The sequence below is a fragment of the Streptomyces xingningensis genome, assembly GCF_054957865.1.
In genome coordinates this window covers 141,712-158,286 of sequence record NZ_JBDJPF010000004.1, presented here as the reverse complement: position 1 = coordinate 158,286, position 16,575 = coordinate 141,712, and the positions used below count along the sequence as shown (strand labels likewise).

Annotated in this window: 16 protein-coding genes, 2 tRNA genes and 1 pseudogene; 9 read left to right on the top strand and 10 right to left on the bottom strand. The window is 69.1% G+C overall.

Annotation, left to right across the window (positions count from 1 at the left end):
• Positions 1 to 159: 159 nt before the first annotated feature.
• A tRNA-Leu gene (locus tag ABCR83_RS03880) sits at positions 160 to 246 on the bottom strand.
• 343 nt (positions 247 to 589) lie between these two features.
• Here ABCR83_RS03880 and ABCR83_RS03875 point away from each other — a divergent pair.
• From ABCR83_RS03875 to pknB, 6 genes are all read left to right on the top strand, one after another.
• The gene (locus ABCR83_RS03875; RefSeq protein WP_462693333.1) at positions 590 to 1,438 is read left to right on the top strand and encodes an FhaA domain-containing protein; all 849 of its coding nucleotides are present in this window, start codon (positions 590 to 592) and stop codon (positions 1,436 to 1,438) included.
• A 10-nt stretch (positions 1,439 to 1,448) separates the two neighbouring features.
• Positions 1,449 to 1,991: an FHA domain-containing protein FhaB/FipA gene (locus ABCR83_RS03870; RefSeq protein ID WP_462693332.1), complete on the top strand. Its 543-nt coding sequence runs from the start codon at positions 1,449 to 1,451 to the stop codon at positions 1,989 to 1,991.
• Positions 1,992 to 2,066: 75 nt separating this feature from the next.
• Positions 2,067 to 3,554 carry a PP2C family protein-serine/threonine phosphatase gene (locus tag ABCR83_RS03865; protein WP_462693331.1) on the top strand — a complete coding sequence of 496 codons (1,488 nt, stop codon included), beginning with the start codon at positions 2,067 to 2,069 and terminating at the stop codon, positions 3,552 to 3,554.
• Positions 3,555 to 3,575: 21 nt separating this feature from the next.
• A complete protein-coding gene (locus tag ABCR83_RS03860) occupies positions 3,576 to 4,991 on the top strand; it encodes an FtsW/RodA/SpoVE family cell cycle protein (RefSeq protein WP_462693330.1) in 1,416 nt (471 codons plus the stop codon).
• Positions 4,988 to 6,448, top strand: a complete 1,461-nt coding sequence (locus ABCR83_RS03855) for a peptidoglycan D,D-transpeptidase FtsI family protein (RefSeq protein WP_462693329.1) — start codon at positions 4,988 to 4,990, stop codon at positions 6,446 to 6,448. Before ABCR83_RS03860 ends, ABCR83_RS03855 begins: the two co-directional genes overlap by 4 nt.
• Before the next feature lie 144 nt (positions 6,449 to 6,592).
• On the top strand, positions 6,593 to 8,623 hold the full coding sequence (gene pknB / locus ABCR83_RS03850; RefSeq protein WP_462693328.1) for a Stk1 family PASTA domain-containing Ser/Thr kinase: 2,031 nt from the start codon (positions 6,593 to 6,595) through the stop codon (positions 8,621 to 8,623).
• Between the two features lie 58 nt (positions 8,624 to 8,681).
• Here the strand turns inward: pknB and ABCR83_RS03845 are convergent, their stop codons facing one another.
• The 6 genes and pseudogenes from ABCR83_RS03845 to ABCR83_RS03820 form a co-directional block, all read right to left on the bottom strand.
• The gene (locus ABCR83_RS03845) at positions 8,682 to 9,389 is read right to left on the bottom strand and encodes a class E sortase (protein ID WP_462693327.1); all 708 of its coding nucleotides are present in this window, start codon (positions 9,387 to 9,389) and stop codon (positions 8,682 to 8,684) included.
• A 31-nt stretch (positions 9,390 to 9,420) separates the two neighbouring features.
• Positions 9,421 to 10,287 (bottom strand): annotated as a pseudogene (locus ABCR83_RS03840) (class E sortase); the annotation flags it as partial.
• Positions 10,269 to 10,925: an aminodeoxychorismate/anthranilate synthase component II gene (locus ABCR83_RS03835; protein WP_462693326.1), complete on the bottom strand. Its 657-nt coding sequence runs from the start codon at positions 10,923 to 10,925 to the stop codon at positions 10,269 to 10,271. The gene ABCR83_RS03835 and the pseudogene ABCR83_RS03840, both read right to left, overlap by 19 nt.
• Entirely contained in the window at positions 10,922 to 11,113 is a 192-nt protein-coding gene (locus ABCR83_RS03830) for a hypothetical protein (protein WP_462693325.1), read from the bottom strand. The genes ABCR83_RS03835 and ABCR83_RS03830 overlap by 4 nt, the downstream gene beginning before the upstream one ends.
• Before the next feature lie 69 nt (positions 11,114 to 11,182).
• Positions 11,183 to 11,899 (bottom strand): class E sortase, encoded by a 717-nt coding sequence (locus ABCR83_RS03825; protein ID WP_462693370.1) that lies wholly within the window; start codon positions 11,897 to 11,899, stop codon positions 11,183 to 11,185.
• Positions 11,900 to 11,974: 75 nt separating this feature from the next.
• The gene (locus ABCR83_RS03820; protein WP_462693324.1) at positions 11,975 to 12,739 is read right to left on the bottom strand and encodes a DUF881 domain-containing protein; all 765 of its coding nucleotides are present in this window, start codon (positions 12,737 to 12,739) and stop codon (positions 11,975 to 11,977) included.
• 106 nt (positions 12,740 to 12,845) lie between these two features.
• Between ABCR83_RS03820 and crgA the strand changes: the two genes are divergently transcribed.
• Positions 12,846 to 13,100, top strand: coding sequence for a cell division protein CrgA (gene crgA, locus ABCR83_RS03815; RefSeq protein WP_462693323.1), 255 nt, complete (start codon positions 12,846 to 12,848; stop codon positions 13,098 to 13,100).
• Positions 13,101 to 13,340: 240 nt separating this feature from the next.
• Here the strand turns inward: crgA and ABCR83_RS03810 are convergent, their stop codons facing one another.
• The gene (locus tag ABCR83_RS03810) at positions 13,341 to 14,201 is read right to left on the bottom strand and encodes a rhomboid family intramembrane serine protease (RefSeq protein WP_462693322.1); all 861 of its coding nucleotides are present in this window, start codon (positions 14,199 to 14,201) and stop codon (positions 13,341 to 13,343) included.
• A 121-nt stretch (positions 14,202 to 14,322) separates the two neighbouring features.
• Complete coding sequence (locus tag ABCR83_RS03805) at positions 14,323 to 14,847, bottom strand: peptidylprolyl isomerase (protein WP_462693320.1); 525 nt, start codon at positions 14,845 to 14,847, stop codon at positions 14,323 to 14,325.
• Positions 14,848 to 15,073: 226 nt separating this feature from the next.
• On the opposite strand from ABCR83_RS03805, the gene ABCR83_RS03800 reads away from it, so the two are divergent.
• Positions 15,074 to 15,703, top strand: a complete 630-nt coding sequence (locus tag ABCR83_RS03800; protein ID WP_462693318.1) for a DUF5324 family protein — start codon at positions 15,074 to 15,076, stop codon at positions 15,701 to 15,703.
• A gap of 135 nt (positions 15,704 to 15,838) precedes the next feature.
• On the opposite strand, the gene ABCR83_RS03795 is transcribed toward ABCR83_RS03800, so the two are convergent.
• Positions 15,839 to 15,911 (bottom strand) — tRNA-Ala (locus ABCR83_RS03795).
• 117 nt (positions 15,912 to 16,028) lie between these two features.
• On the opposite strand from ABCR83_RS03795, the gene ABCR83_RS03790 reads away from it, so the two are divergent.
• The gene (locus ABCR83_RS03790; protein ID WP_462693316.1) at positions 16,029 to 16,574 is read left to right on the top strand and encodes a helix-turn-helix domain-containing protein; all 546 of its coding nucleotides are present in this window, start codon (positions 16,029 to 16,031) and stop codon (positions 16,572 to 16,574) included.
• The last annotated feature ends 1 nt before the right edge of the window (position 16,575 follow it).

Sequence of the window (16,575 nt, the reverse complement as noted above, 5' to 3'; positions counted from 1 at the left end):
CCGGCGAGGTACCGGACGAGCCGGGGCGCGAGCCCGAGGGTCGGCCCGAGGACGGCGGCCCGGCGTGGACGGTGACTTCGCGAACAGTCCGGCAAGCCCACAACACAGCAAAACGGTCGTCACCGTGATCACGGTGACGACCGTTTCGTCGCTGCTCCATGGTGCGCGAGGGGGGAGTTGAACCCCCACGCCCTTGCGGGCACTGGAACCTGAATCCAGCGCGTCTGCCTATTCCGCCACCCGCGCATTGGGTGTTGCCTTCCGGCTGCCGCGCTCCCCGGTCCTTTCGGTCCGGCTCGCGGTGTGACCGCCTTCCGACATCCAGAACACTAGCACGCTCCGAAGGGTGCCCTCACACCCGTTTACGGTGGCCCGCGGCCGACGGGGACCCTGCCGGTTGCGGGACACTGGCTCATGGCCGCCTCTACGATCCCTAGGGGAGAAGCGCGGGAACGGCCCGAGGGCGACACTCGTCACTCCTGGCGCCGAAGGGGAACCAGCCGTTTTCCCGAGGCGTGGATACGATCAGTAAGCAGTATCAGGAACGGCACCGAGCATCACAGGCGTCACCGAGGGAAGGAGGTGCCCCGTGGGAGTACTGAAGCGCTTCGAGCAGCGACTCGAGGGTCTCGTGAACGGCACCTTTGCCAAGGTGTTCAAGTCCGAGGTGCAGCCTGTCGAGATCGCGGGCGCACTCCAGCGGGAGTGCGACAACAACGCCACCATCTGGAACCGCGACCGCACGGTCGTTCCCAACGACTTCATCGTCGAACTGAGCGGCCCGGACTTCGAGCGGCTCAGCCCGTATTCCGGACAGCTCGGCGACGAGCTGTCCGGCATGGTCCGCGACTACGCCCAGCAGCAGCGGTACACCTTCATGGGGACGATCAAGGTCCATCTGGAGAAGGCGGACGACCTCGACACCGGCCTGTACCGGGTGCGCAGCCGCACCCTCGCCTCCAGCGAGTCCCAAGAATCGCACGGACAACACGGTCAACACGGACAACACCCGCCCGCACCCCGCCACACCAGCAGCGCGGTCACCCATGGCGCCGGCTATGCGGCGCAGCCCGCCGGGGCGCCGCCCATGCCCTCGTCCCCGCCGACCGGCGCGGGCCGCCCCCTGCCCCGCACGGGCGGCCCGGGAGCCGGAGCCACCACCCGCCGCTGGATCGAGATCAACGGCACCCGCCACCAGATCTCCCGGCCCACCCTGGTGCTGGGCCGCAGCACCGAGGCGGACGTACGGATCGACGACCCCGGCGTCTCCCGCAAGCACTGCGAGATCCGGGTCGGCACTCCCGCGACGATCCAGGACCTGGGATCGACCAACGGCATTGTCGTGGACGGGCAGCACACGACCCGCGCTACGCTCCGCGACGGCTCGCGCATCGTCGTGGGCAGCACCACCATCGTTTACCGGCAAGCCGAAGGGTGAAGCGGGGCACATGTCAGAGCTGACCCTCACGGTCATGCGGTTGGGGTTCCTCGCCGTACTGTGGCTGTTCGTCATCGTGGCCGTACAGGTCATCCGCAGTGACCTGTTCGGCACCCGGGTGACCGCGCGCGGCTCGCGCCGCGGCGGCGCCGAGCGGCAGACCCAGCGCCAGCAGCAGGCCACCCCCCCGCCGCAGCGCCAGCAGCAGACCGGCGGGCGACGCGGCGACCGCGGCCGGGAGGGCCGCGGGCGGCGCGGCGCACCCACCAAGCTGGTGGTCTCCGAGGGCACCCTGACCGGCACCACCGTGGCCCTGCAGGGGCAGACCATCACCCTGGGCCGCGCCCATGACTCCACGATCGTGCTGGATGACGACTACGCGTCCAGCAGGCATGCCAGGATCTATCCGGACCGCGACGGCCAGTGGATCGTCGAAGACCTGAGTTCGACCAATGGCACCTATCTCGACCGGACCCGGCTGACCACCCCGACCCCGATCCCGCTCGGCTCACCGATCCGGATCGGCAAAACCGTCATCGAGCTGCGGAAGTAGTAGGACCATGACGACCGGAGGGTGGGCATCGAGGTGGGCAAGGGGCGGTACCCGGAGCCGACTGGCGAGGTGCGCATGAGTCTGTCACTGCGTTTCGCCGCCGGATCCCACAAGGGCATGATCCGGGAGGGCAACGAGGACTCCGGTTACGCCGGCCCCCGGCTGCTGGCCATCGCCGACGGCATGGGCGGCCAGGCCGCGGGCGAGGTCGCCAGCTCCGAGGTGATCTCCGCCCTGGTGTCGCTGGACGACGACGTCCCGGGCTCCGACCTCCTCACCTCCCTCGGCACCGCCGTCCACCGCGCCAATGAACAGCTGCGCGTCATGGTCGAGGAGGACCCCCAGCTCGAGGGCATGGGCACCACCCTGACCGCCCTGCTGTGGACGGGCCAGCGGCTCGGCCTGGTGCACGTCGGCGACTCCCGCGCCTATCTGCTGCGCGACGGCGTCCTCACCCAGATCACCCAGGACCACACCTGGGTGCAGCGGCTGGTGGACGAGGGCCGGATCACCGAGGAAGAGGCCACCACCCACCCGCAGCGCTCGCTGCTGATGCGCGCCCTGGGCAGCGGCGACCATGTGGAGCCCGACCTGTCGATCCGCGAGGTGCGTGCCGGGGACCGCTATCTGATCTGCTCGGACGGCCTCTCCGGGGTGGTCAGCCATCAGACGATGGAGGAGACCCTCGCCAGCTACCAGGGCCCGCACGAGACCGTGCAGGAGCTGATCCAGCTGGCCCTGCGCGGCGGCGGCCCCGACAATGTCACCGTCATCATCGCCGACGTCCTCGACGTGGACGGCGGGGACACCCTCGCCGAGCAGTTCAGCGACACCCCCGTGGTCGTCGGGGCGGTGGCCGAGAACCAGTTCCAGGCGGCCGACAACGGTGCCATGCAGACCCCGGCGGGCCGTGCGTCCGAGCTGGGGCGCACCCCGCAGGAGGGGCCGGGCGGCGCCTTCGGCCCGCCCGGCGGCGGCGAGGCGGCAGGCGGCACCCCGGAGGGCTCGTTCGGCTCCTTCGTGGACGAGTACGACTTCGCCGAGGAGGGCGCACGCCCCCGGCGCGGCAAGTGGCTCAAGCGCTCGCTGATCGTCGCCGTGGTGCTCGGTGTCCTCGGCGGCGGGCTCTACGGCGGCTACCAGTGGACCCAGACCCAGTACTTCGTGGCCGCCAAGGACAACAACCATGTCGCCCTCTACCAGGGCATCAACCAGGACCTCGCCTGGATCAGCCTGAGCAAGCTGTACCAGGACCACCCCGAGATCGAACTCAAGTACCTCCCCGTCGACCAACGCGGCCGGGTCGAGGACACCATCGCGGTCGGCAACCGGGACGACGCCCTGAAGAAGGTCCAGACCCTCGGCGCCCTGGCCGGCATCTGCAAGAAGAAGGAGGAGCTGGACAAGGCCGAGCGGCAGCAGCGGGAGGCCCAGAAGAAGAACAAGCCCACCGCCACCGCCAAGGACCCCTCGAAGGCCGTCCAGATGACTCCCGCACCGAACCCGGGCCCCACCCTCAGCGACGACGAGCGGAAGCTGGGCGAGCAGTGCAGCGCGTCGTAAAGCCGTAAGGGGCCACCAAGCATGTCAGCCATCTCGCCCATGCCGGGCGCCACGCCCGGCACCACGACGATCAGCACGGTGGGCCAGCCGAGCAGGCGCAACACCGAGCTCGTCCTGCTCGCCTTCGCGGTTGTCATCCCCTGCTTCGCCTACGCCAATGTGGGCCTCGCCCTCGACGGCCGGATGCCCTCCGGCATGCTCGGCTATGGCATCGGCCTGGGGCTGCTGGCCGGAGCCGGCCATCTCGCGGTGCGGCGGTTCGCCAAGCACGCCGACCCGCTGCTGCTGCCGCTGGCCACCCTGCTCAACGGGCTCGGCCTGGTCATCATCTGGCGGCTCGACCAGTCGCCGAGGCTGCAGGCGGCCAAGAACTTCGCCCCCGCCGCCACCAACCAGCTGCTGTTCTCGGCGCTCGGCATCGGACTGTTCGTCGCGGTGCTGCTGATGCTCAAGGACCACCGCATCCTGCAGCGCTACACCTACATCTCGATGGCCGTCTCGCTGGCCCTGCTGATCGCGCCGATGTTCTTCCCGGCGGTATACGGCGCGCGCATCTGGATCACCATCCCCGGGCTGGGGACGCTCCAGCCCGGCGAGTTCGCCAAGATCGTCCTGGCGGTCTTCTTCGCCGGCTATCTGATGGTCAAGCGCGATGCCCTGGCCCTGGCCAGCCGCCGCGTCATGGGCCTGTACCTGCCGCGCGGCCGGGACCTGGGCCCGATCCTCGCGGTCTGGGCGGTGAGCATCCTCATCCTGGTCTTCGAGACCGACCTGGGCACCTCGCTGCTGTTCTTCGGCATGTTCGTGGTGATGCTCTATGTCGCGACCGAGCGCACCAGCTGGATCGTCTTCGGCCTGCTGATGTCCGCGGCCGGTGCGGTGGGCGTGGCCTCCTTTGAGCAGCATGTGCAGGCCCGGGTGACCGCCTGGCTGGACCCCTTCGCGGGCTGGGGCGAGTCCCAGGCCGGCGAGCAGATCGCCAAGGCGCTGATGACCTTCGGCTCCGGCGGGGTCTCCGGCTCCGGCTGGGGCCAGGGCAACTCCGACCTCATCGGCTTCGCCGCCAACTCCGACTTCATCCTCGCCACCGTGGGCGAGGAGCTGGGCCTGGCCGGCGTCATGGCGCTGCTGCTGGTCTACGCACTGGTGGTGGAGCGCGGCGTGCGGACCGCACTGGCCGCCCGCGACCCATTCGGCAAGCTGCTCGCCATCGGCCTGTCCGGTGCCTTCGCCATCCAGGTCTTCGTCGTCGCCGGCGGCGTGATGGGCCTGATCCCGCTGACCGGCATGACCATGCCGTTCATGGCGCAGGGCGGCTCCTCGGTGCTCGCCAACTGGGCGCTGATCGCCATCCTGATCAGAATCAGCGACACCGCGCGCCGCCCCGCCCCCACCCCCTCCCCCGACGCCGAGATGACCCAGGTGGTCCGACCGTGAACAAGCCCGTGCGCCGGATCGCGATCTTCTGTGGACTCCTCGTCCTCGCGCTGATGATCCGCGACAACTGGCTCCAGTTCGTCCAGGCCGACGAGCTCAAGAACAACAAGCACAACACCCGGGTGGATATCGCCCGTTACAGCCAGCCACGCGGCAACATCATCGTCGACGGTGACGCCATCACCGGGTCGCAGGAAGTCAACGGCATCAACTACAAGTACAAGCGGACCTACAAGAACGGCCCCATGTGGGCGCCGGTCACCGGCTACAGCTCGCAGGTCTTCGACTCCAGCCAGCTGGAGAAGCTGGAGGACAAGGTCCTGACCGGTGACGACGACCGGCTGTTCTTCAACCGGACGATCGACATGATCACCGGAAAGGGCAAGAAGGGCGGCGACGTGATCACCACCCTCAATGCCAAGGCGCAGGAGGCCGCCTTCAAGGGCCTGGGCGGCAAGAAGGGCGCGGTCGCCGCCCTCGACCCGCGCACCGGCAAGATCCTCGCGCTCGTTTCCACGCCGTCGTACGACCCCGGGAAGATCGCCGGTGCCAATGACGACAAGGCGTGGGCGGAACTGCTGAAGGACAAGAACGAGCCGATGAAGAACCGGGCGCTGCGGGAGACCTATCCGCCCGGTTCCACCTTCAAGCTCGTCACCGCCGCCGCGGCGCTGGAGAACGGCCGCTACAAGGACGTCGACCAGAAGACGGACTCGCCGAAGGGCTGGACCCTGCCGGACACCACGGGTATGAAGCTGCCGAACGAGACCGACATGCCCTGCGACAACGTGTCGATAAGGGCCGCCCTGCAGTGGTCCTGCAACAGCGTCTTCGGCAAGATGAGCGCCGATCTCGGCAACCGGACGATGATCGACGAGGCCAACAAGTTCGGCTTCAACAACAAGACCATCGACACCCCCGTCCGCCTCTCGCAGAGCGTCTACCCCAAGGACAACCGCCCGCAGAACGCAATGGCGGGCATCGGCCAGGCCTCCAACCGCGCCACCCCGATCCAGATGGCCATGGTCGCTTCCGCGATCGCCAACAACGGCAAGCTGATGCAGCCGTACATGGTGGACAAGCTGCGCGCCCCCAACCTCAATGTCATCGAGACCACCCAGCCCAAGCAGCTGAGCCAGCCGCTCACCCCCGAGCACGCGCAGCAGATGCAGAGCGCCATGGAGACGGTCGTCAACGAGGGCACCGGAACCGAGGCCAAGATCGACGGCGTCAAGGTCGGCGGCAAGACCGGCACCGCCCAGCACGGCGTCGACAACAGCGGCAACCCGTATGCGTGGTTCGTCTCCTACGCGAAGTCCGGTGACGGCTCGCCGGTCGCCGTCGCGGTGGTGGTCGAGGACGACTCCAAGACGGCCCGCAACGACATCGCGGGCGGCAAGCTCGCGGCCCCGATCGCCAGGAGCGTCATGGAGGCGGTGCTCAAGACCTCGAAGTGACCCCGGCCACGCCGGGGCGGTACCAGTCGCGTATCGGGTACCCGTCACGCCCGGAAGCCACCCGGCACGCCGGGTACCGTATCCGCGAACAGCACACCGCCGGACCCACGCCGGTGCGGTCGGGAAAACGGAAGGGCTGGAGCTATGGAAGAGCCGCGTCGCCTCGGCGGCCGGTATGAGCTGGGCTCGGTGCTCGGCCGCGGTGGCATGGCCGAGGTCTACCTCGCCCATGACACCCGGCTCGGCCGTACCGTCGCCGTGAAGACGCTGCGGGTGGACCTCGCCCGCGACCCGTCCTTCCAGGCCCGGTTCCGCCGTGAGGCCCAGTCGGCGGCCTCGCTCAACCACCCGTCGATCGTCGCCGTCTACGACACCGGCGAGGACTATGTCGACGGCGTCTCGATCCCGTACATCGTCATGGAGTACGTGGACGGCTCCACCCTGCGCGAGCTGCTGCACTCCGGGCGCAAGCTGCTGCCCGAGCGCTCGCTGGAGATGACGATCGGCGTCCTGCAGGCGCTGGAGTACTCCCACCGCGCCGGGATCGTGCACCGCGACATCAAGCCCGCCAACGTCATGCTGACCCGCACCGGCCAGGTCAAGGTCATGGACTTCGGCATCGCCCGCGCCATGGGTGACGCCGGGATGACCATGACGCAGACCGCGGCCGTGATCGGCACCGCCCAGTACCTCTCCCCCGAGCAGGCCAAGGGCGAGCAGGTCGACGCGCGTTCCGACCTCTACTCCACCGGCTGTCTGCTCTATGAACTGCTGACCGTGCGGCCCCCGTTCGTGGGCGACTCCCCGGTGGCCGTCGCCTATCAGCACGTACGGGAGGAGCCCAACCCGCCGAGCGTCTTCGACCCCGAGCTCACCCCCGAGATGGACGCCATCGTCCTCAAGGCGCTGGTCAAGGACCCGGACTACCGCTACCAGTCGGCCGATGAGATGCGCGCCGACATCGAGGCGGCCCTGGAGGGCAGGCCGGTGGCCGCCGCGGCGGCCCTGGGCTCCGTCGGCTACGGCGGGGGCTACGGCGGCGAGGACCAGCCGACCGCCATGCTCCGGCCGCACGACCCCAACGCCGCGGGCCACACCTCGATGCTGCCGCCGGTGCGCGACGGCGGGGGCTACGGCGGTTACGACGACGGCGGTGGCGGACACCGCTCCGGCGGGAACGGCCGCAAGAGCAGGCTCTCGACCGTCCTGCTGGTGATCGCGGGCATCCTGGTGCTGGTCGGTGCGATCTTCATCGGCAAGTCGCTCACCGAGCACGGTGGCAGCGGCGACGTCTCGGCACCGCCCCTGGTCGGCGAGACCCTGGCCTCCGCCAAGAAGCTCGGCGACAACGTCGAGCTGAAGGTGGAGCAGAGCGGGACAACCAACTGCAACCAGGACAAGGGCAAGATCTGCACGCAGGACCCCAAGGCCGGGGTCAAGGTGAAGAAGAACAGCACGATCAAGGTCGTGGTGTCGGACGGCCCCGCGAAGATCGACGTGCCCAATGTCCGCGGCGAGCCCTACGACGACGCCAGGTCGTCGCTCGAGGACCAGGGCTTCCAGGTCACCAAGAAGACCCAGGAGTCCACCGAGACGGCCCCCGACACCGTCATGGACCAGGACCCCGCGGGCGGCAGCAAGGCCGACAAGGGCGCGAAGATCACGCTCACCGTGGCCATCGCCCAGCGGAAGACCGCGCTGCCGGATGTCACCGGGCAGGACTACAAGAGCGCCAAGAAGCAGCTCACCGACCTCGGCTTCAAGGTGTCCAAGCAGGAAGAGGACTCCGACCAGCCGGCGGGCCAGGTCACCCGGCAGGACCCGGCGGGCAACTCCCAGGTCGGCCCGGGCACTTCGGTCACGCTGTATGTCTCCAAGGGCCCCCAGAAGGTCACGGTGCCCGCGGTGATCGGCCAGAAGCTCAAGGACGCCAAGAAGACGCTGACCGACGCCGGGCTCAAGGTCGGCAACATCGGGCCCGCACAGGACGACAACGCCACCGTGATGATGACCAACCCGGCGGCCGGCACCCAGGTCGACCGGAACACGCCCATCGGCATCAGCACGATTCCCGGCGGTCTCCCGGGAGACAACAACGGCAACAACGGCCGCAGCGGCGGCAATGGCAGTGACGACGGTGGCTCCTTCGGCGGCATCTTCGGCCGCCGCAACTGACCGGCGCACCATGCACAAAGCCCGGCTCCCGTGGGGGAGCCGGGCTTTATGCGTGTCTTCAGCGCAGTTCCCCGGGCGGGGTGCGCTTGGCATCCACCTTCTCGGTGCGCTCCAGCTCGGCCCAGACGATATAGCGGTAGTCGGAGGTGTAGACGGGGGTGCAGGTCGTCAGGGTGAGGTAGCGGCCCGGCCCGGTCTTCCCGGACTCCTTGGGGACGGGGTCCAGCACACTGACGTCGAACCGCGAGGTCTCCTTCAACTCCTTGAAGACCTTGTAGACATACCAGACATCGCGCGTCTCGAAGACGACCGGATCACCGGTCTTGATCTTGTGGATGTTGTGGAACTTGGCACCATGCCCGTCCCGGTGCGCGGCCAGCGTGAAGTTGCCCTGCTTGTCCCAGGGCATCGCGGCATTGACCGGCTTGCGGTAGAACCCGGCGACGCCCTCGTTGAGCACCTTGCCGCCGGTGCCGGGCTTGACCAGCACCTCGCCGTTGTTCATCGCCGGTACATGCAGAAAGCCGATGCCGTCCTTGGTGTCCAGCGCGCCCGGGCCCTTGGCCCAGCCGTCCCGGACGTGGTTGCCCTGCCGCTTGGCCTCGCGATCGGCGAGGACGTTCGTCCACCACAGCGAGTAGACGACGAACAGCGCCATCAACACCCCTGCCGTGATGAGCAGTTCGCCGATGACGCTGACGGTGGCGGCGATCCGCCCGCGCGTGCGGCCCGGCCGCCGCGGCTCGTCACCCTCGGTTGGTGCCACCGCGTTCGTACCCCGTTTCAGTCCCGTACGGTCACTCGACGAGCGCGTCCGGCTTGCCCTTGCTCCGCGGCCGCTCGTCCACCATCTTGCCCCACACGATCATGCGGTACGTACTGGTGAATTCCGGGGTACAGGTCGTCAGCGTGATGTACCGGCCGGGCCGGGTGAAGCCCGAACCCTCGGGCACCGGCTTGATGACCCCGACGTTCGCGGGGTCGGTCTGGTCCAGCCGGCTCGTCATCTCATAGGTGTAGAAGGCGCTTTTGGTCTCCACCACGATCTTGTCACCGGGCTTCAGCCGGTTGACATAGCGGAACGGTTCGCCATGGGTGTTGCGATGCCCGGCCAGCGCGAAGTTGCCCTGCTTGTCCCAGGGCATCGCGGTCCTGAGCGGTGCCCTGGAGTAGTGGCCGGCCATGCCCCGGTCCAGCACCTTGTGCTTGCCGACGCCCTCGGCAATCGGGGCCTTCACGTCCAACGCGGGGATGTAGATGATCGCGAAGCCCTCGCCCGGGGAGAACGCCCCCGCGTCACGGTCCCTGCCACCGCCCTTGTCCCAGGCGTGCTGCAGGTTGCTGGCCGCACCGCCCGCCTGCCGGTGCGCGATGATGTTCGTCCACCACAGCTGATAGGCGACAAACAGCAGCATCACCACGCCCAGCGTGATGAACAGTTCGCCCAGCAGCCGGCTGGCGATCACCGCCGGGCCGCCCCGGCGCGCCCGGCGTGCCCGCTCCGCCGCCCTGCGCCGCTCGGCGCGCCCCCCGACGGCCACCGGCGGCGCGGGCTGCACCCTGCGCAACGGCATCGTGGCCTGGTCCTCGGGCGGCAGCGGTTGGGAGACCAGTGCCCAGGAGTCCTGCTCGGGACGGAGCTCGGTCACTCTCCGGCCTTGCCCACCACCGGGGCAAGCCCGGCCGACCGTTCCACCGCCCCCGTGTCACCGCAGGCGACCAGCCAGTTGGCGAGCATCCGGTGCCCCCACTCGGTGAGCACCGACTCGGGGTGGAACTGCACGCCCTCGACCGGCAGATCACGGTGCCGCAGGCCCATGGCGATGCCACTCCTCGCATCGGAGGGGCCGGTCCAGGCGGTGATCTCCAGCTCGTCCGGCCAGTGCTTGTCCCGGTCGATCGCCAGCGAGTGGTAGCGGGTGGCGGTGAACGGCGACGGCAGGCCCTGGAAGACGCCCGCGCCCTCGTGCGTCACCAGCGAGGTCTTGCCGTGCAGCAGCTCGGGCGCCCGGCCCACCACCCCGCCGTAGGCGACCGCCATCGACTGCATGCCCAGGCACACACCGAAGACCGGCACTCCGGTGTCCGCGCAGTGCCGCACCATATCGACGCAGACACCGGCCTGTTCGGGCGTGCCCGGGCCGGGCGAGAGCAGCACTCCGTCGAAGCCGTCCTGGGCGTGCCCCGGTGCCACCTCGTCATTGCGGCGGACCTCGCACTCGGCGCCCAGCTGGTAGAGGTACTGGACGAGGTTGAAGACAAAGCTGTCGTAGTTGTCCACGACGAGAATGCGCGCGCTCATCGCGTCACCGCCCCATGGGTGAGAGCACTGCCGTTGTCCACCGTCACATCGTTGAACGGCAGCAGCGGCTCCGCCCACGGGAAGACGTACTGGAAGAGCACATAGACGACCGCCAGCACGAGTACCAGCGAGATCAGCGCCCTCACCCATGCGTTGCCCGGCAGATGACGCCAGATCCAGACGTACATGCTGTCCCTACTTGCCGATCGTTGGGGAATTGCAGCACCAGCCTAAGGGGAGGCACCGTACGGCGGGGCTCAGCCGGGCAAAGCGTTGGGCCTGCCCTCATCCACCGGCCGGGTGGCGTCGAGGTGTCCCCAGACGATCAGCCGGTGGCTGTGTCCCCACTCCGGTTCACAGGTGGTGAGCGTCAGATAGCGGCCGGGCCCGCGGTAGCCGGACCCCGCGGGGACCGGGTCGATGACCCCGGTGTCGTCGGGCACGGTCCGGTACGGCCTGGCATCCACCCGGTAGGTGAACCAGGTGGTCCCGTCGGTCAGCAGCACGGCGTCGCCGGGCCGCAGGCCGGGGAGGTCCTTGAAGGGGTCGCCATGGGTGCGCCGGTGCCCGGCGACCGCGAAGTTGCCCACCTCGCCCAGGCGCGCGGTCCGTTCGTAGTGGCCCAGGCCCTTCTTCAGCAGTTCGGTGCCGGTTCCCTGGAGGACGGGCTTGGCCCAGCCGGCGCCCAGCCGGGGGATGTACATCACCGCGAAGGGGGCACCGGCCCGGTACGGGCGCTGGGGCGAGGCCGGCCGGCCGGCTCTGGCGGCCGGTCCGGCGGACCGCTGCTCCCGGCGGCGCTCCGGGCGTTCTCGGCCTTGCTCGCCCACCTGGCCTTCCCGGCCCTCCTGGTGCTGCTGCTGCCGCTGCTCCTGCCACTGCTCCTGGAGGCGGCCGATCTCGCTGTCCATGGCCCGGTCCGCCCGGACCCCGGTCCAGTACAGCAGGTACACCACAAAGAGGACGGTCAACATCCCCACGGTGACGCAGAGTTCACTGAGTGTGCGGACGACGGAGCGCACCCTCACCGGCAGCCGCCCCCTCCCGGGTCACTCCACGGGCTTGGCGTAGTGGAGGTCCACTGTGCCCGAGTAACCCGGGAGAGTCACCGTGTCGCGCTGGTCGACTTTCCAGCCGAGGCCGTACGCGGCCACGTACTGGAGGTAGTTCCGCACCGCGGGCGAGGTGTCCAGCGCCTTGCGCAGTTCGCCGCGGTCACCGACGGCCGTCACCTTGTAGGGCGGAGAGTAGACGCGGCCCTGGAGGATCAGGGTGTTGCCGACGCAGCGGACCGCGCTGGTGGAGATCAGCCGCTGGTCCATCACCTCGATCCCCCGGGCCCCGCCCTGCCACAGGGCATTGACCACGGCCTGCAGATCCTGCTGGTGGATGACCAGGTCATTGGGCTGCGGCTGGGGAACGCCGGGGATCTTGGCGGTGGCGTTCGGCGGCGCGTCGGTGAGGGTGACGGTCAGGCCGGTACCGCTGAGCTGCTGGGTGCCCACGGCCTGCGCCAGCTCGGTGAGCCGCTTGTCCCGGGCGGCGTTGTTTCCGGTGTCGCGCCGGGCGAGGGCGTCGACCTGGGAGCGCAGGGCGGCGGCACTGCTCTCCAGCTCGCCATTGCCCCGGCTGCGCTCCTGGATGAGGTCGGACAGCCGCAGCATGGAGGCGTCGGTGCGGATGTTGGTGCCCTTGGCGGTGTTGAAACTCATCCAGAAGATGAGGCCCGCGAGGGCGAAGACGGCGGCGGTCAACAACCGTACCGGGCGGAATCGCCGGGAAGGCCTGCTGGTGGTGTCGGCGGAATTGCTCAACGTACCCTTGTCCTCTCCGACTCCGCGGAAGCACTACGCTAACGGACGCCCGACAGCCCTTGTATTCCCAGCGCGGTCACGCAGCGCATCGACAGGAGAGTTCCTCGTGCCGAAGTCACGGATCCGCAAGAAAGACGAGTTCACCCCGCCGCCCGTGAAGCAGCAGAGCATCAAGCTGACCAGTGGGCGGGGCTGGGTGGCGCCGCTGATGCTGGCGATGTTCCTGATCGGGCTGGCCTGGATCGTGGTCTTCTATGTGACGGGCAGCGACATGCCGATCGCCTCGCTGCACAACTGGAACATCGTGATCGGCTTTGGATTCATCGCCGCGGGGTTCGTGGTCTCCACCCAGTGGAAGTAGCCGGGTTATCCACACCTTCGTCCACAGTGGGGAAAACTCAGAAGATCTGTGGATAACTTCCTTGATGTTGACGCCGGTGTGACTGATCGTAAACGGCGCCCCTGCCCGGTCACACCGGCGTCTTCCAGCGAAAACGCCAGCCGCCTGCCCCTCCTTCCCGGGTCCGCACACGATTCGGTGGGTCTTGTGGACAACCTGTGCACCCACCTGTGTGAGTGACAGACGCCCCGCACCCCCCGGCTAGCCGATCTGCAGCGTCCGCACGACCACCACCGCGACGATCGCCAGCAGCGCCGCCCCGCAGGTGAGGCCCTGCACCAGGGTGCGCCTGGCGCGCGGCGCATGCACCATCCCATAGGCCACCAGCACGCCCACCACCAGCCCGCCGATGTGCGCCTGCCAGGCGATGTTGTGCCAGGTGAAGGTGAAGATCAGGTTGAGCACCAGCAGGGCGACGACCGGGCGCATGTCGTACTTCAGCCGGCGCATCACCACGGCGGTGGCACCCAGCAGCCCGAAGATCGCGCCGGAAGCACCCAGCGAAGCACTGTTCCCGGGGACGATGAGGTAGGTCAGCGCACTGCCGCCCAGGGCGGACAGCAGATAGAGCGCCAGATAGCGGACCCGCCCGAAGGCGGCCTCCAGCGAGGGGCCCAGCCACCAGAGCGAGAGCATGTTGAAGCCGATGTGCGCCGGGGACTGGTGCAGGAACGCCGCTGTCAGCAGCCGGTACCACTGGCCCTCGGCGACGCCCTCCAGGGGGGCACCGCCATGCTGCTGCGCCCTGCCGAACAGCTCGAGCGCGAAGACGAGATCGTCGCCGACCGCCAGCACGGCGATCCACACCGCGACATTGATCCCCAGCAGGATCTTGGTCACCAGATAGGGGTCGGCGGCCCGGGTGCCGCCGGCGACCGTGCGCGGCGCGGCATCCCGCCGGCCGTGACCCGCACCGGGACCACCGCTCACACACTCCGGGCACTGGAAGCCGACCGAGGCACTGACCATGCAGTCGGGGCAGATCGGCCGCTCACAGCGGGTGCAGCGGATCCCGGTCTCCCGATCCGGGTGCCGATAGCAGCAAACGGCCTGGTCGTTCATGCTTTCCCCGATCCCATCCCCGCGTGCGCGGGGCCGACGCCGCGGGCTGACAGCAACACACGGCCCCGCCCGTCATACGGACGGGCGGGGCACCGGGTTCCCGGAAAGCGTGCGATACGCCCTACCGGGTCTCGATCACCACGGAGTCGATGACGACGTCCTGGACGGGACGGTCGTTGCGCGCGGTCTTGGTGCCGGCAATGGCGTCCACGACCTTCTTGCCGGCCTCGCTGGTGACCTCGCCGAAGATGGTGTGCTTGCCGGTCAGCCACGCGGTGGGGGACACGGTGATGAAGAACTGCGAGCCATTGGTGCCCGGGCCGGCGTTGGCCATGGCCAGCAGATACGGCTTGTTGAAGGCCAGGTCCGGGTGGAACTCGTCCTTGAACTCGTATCCGGGACCGCCGGTGCCGTTGCCCAGGGGGTCACCGCCCTGGATCATAAAACCGCTGATGACACGGTGGAAGACCGTGCCGTCGTACAGCCGGTCGGTGGACTTCTTGCCCGTCGCCGGGTGGGTCCACTCACGCTCGCCCTTCGCGAGCTCGACGAAGTTCTTGACCGTCGTGGGGGCGTGGTCCGGCAGCAGCCGGATCTCGATGTCCCCTTGGTTGGTCTTCAGGGTGGCGTAGAGCTGCTCGGCCACGATCTACCTTCCATAGTCTGCAGTGACAGCAACCGATCCTCGCACGGACGGCTGTCGGGCGAGTAACGCCCAAAGCCCCGCGCGCGGCGGCGAACCATGGCATTGTCGAGCGAAGCCCCCTGTGACCCGGATGCCCGCCCGCACATGCCGGACCGCCCATCGGCAGGCATGATTTTCCACTGGGTGGAAAGGCGACAAACCATACGCCACCGAGGAGGAGGATCCCGTGACCCGCAAGGACAGCGTGCGCGCCGCGACCTGCACCGCCAAGGACAGCGTGCGCCACGCCGCGGAAGTGGTGGCGCCCTACGCCGGCACGGCCAGGGACACCGCCGTGCACTATGCGCACGAGGCCCGGGTACGACTCGCGCCCAAGGTCGTCGAGGCCGCGCACCAGGCCCGCTCGCAGTACGACACGCATCTTCAGCCCCGGCTCGAACACGCCCGCGGCACCCTGCCTCCCAAGGTCAGCCAGGCCGCCGCGGCGGCCCGCGCCGCCGCCGAGCCGGTGCGTGACGAGGCGCTCTCCCGGGGCGCCGTAGCCCTGGCCGCGCTGCGCGGCCAGGTGTCGGCGGCGGATGTCGAGAAGGTGCTGAAGAAGCAGCGGCGGCGCTGCCGCGCGGGCCGGGCGGCCAAGGGGCTCGCCGTGCTCGCCGTGGTCGTGGGCGGTGCGGTGGCCGCCTGGAAGTGGTGGGACAAGCAGGCCAACCCCGACTGGCTGATCGAGCCCCCGGCGCCCACCGAGGTCGCCGACCGGGCACCGCTGTCCTCCGTCGACGGCAACGGGGGCCGTACGGTCCTCGACCCGGAGGTCCAGGCCAAGCAGGCCGACGCCGAGGACGACGACCGTCCCTGACCGGCGCGGCACCGCCCCCGACCGGCGTCCCCGCGGGTCGGGGGCGGTGTGCCGTGCGGACGCCCCCGGTCCCCCCGCAGCACGGAAAAGACCCCTCCGGCCAGCGTTTCCGCAGGCCGGAGGGGTCTGATCAAGTGGAGCCTAGGGGAGTCGAACCCCTGACATCTGCCATGCAAAGACAGCGCTCTACCAACTGAGCTAAGGCCCCGTCGCACAACAGATTACCCGGTGTCGGAGCGGTTCCCGACCGGGTATCGCCCGCACCCACCACTCTCCGTAGGATGCAGCGCAAGATTCGCGGCAGCGAAGCGAAGGGGAGAGCGAGATGGACGCAGCACAGCAGGAAGCCACCGCCCGCGCACGAGAGCTTCAGCGGAGCTGGTACGGGGAGCCGCTGGGTGCGCTCTTCCGCCGTCTCATCGACGACCTCGGCCTCAACCAGGCCCGTCTCGCCTCCGTCCTCGGCCTGTCGGCGCCCATGCTCTCGCAGTTGATGAGTGGTCAGCGGGCGAAGATCGGCAACCCCGCGGTGGTACAGCGGGTGCAGGCGCTGCAAGAGCTCTCCCGCCAGGTCGCGGACGGCAGCGTCAGCGCCGCCGAGGCCGCCGAGCGGATGGAGGAGGTCAAGCGGAGTTCGGGCGGCTCCGTCCTCAACTCCACCCAGACCACGGCCAGCAGTGGCGCGCCGACCGTCAAGCGGGTCGTCCGGGAGATCCAGTCGCTGCTGCGCTCGGTGGCCGGTGCCGGGGACATCATCGACGCCGCCGAGACGCTCGCCCCGGTCCACCCCGAACTGGCCGAGTTCCTCCGGGTGTACGGCGCGGGACGGACCGCCGAGGCCGTCGCGCACTATGAGGCGCACCAGAACTGAC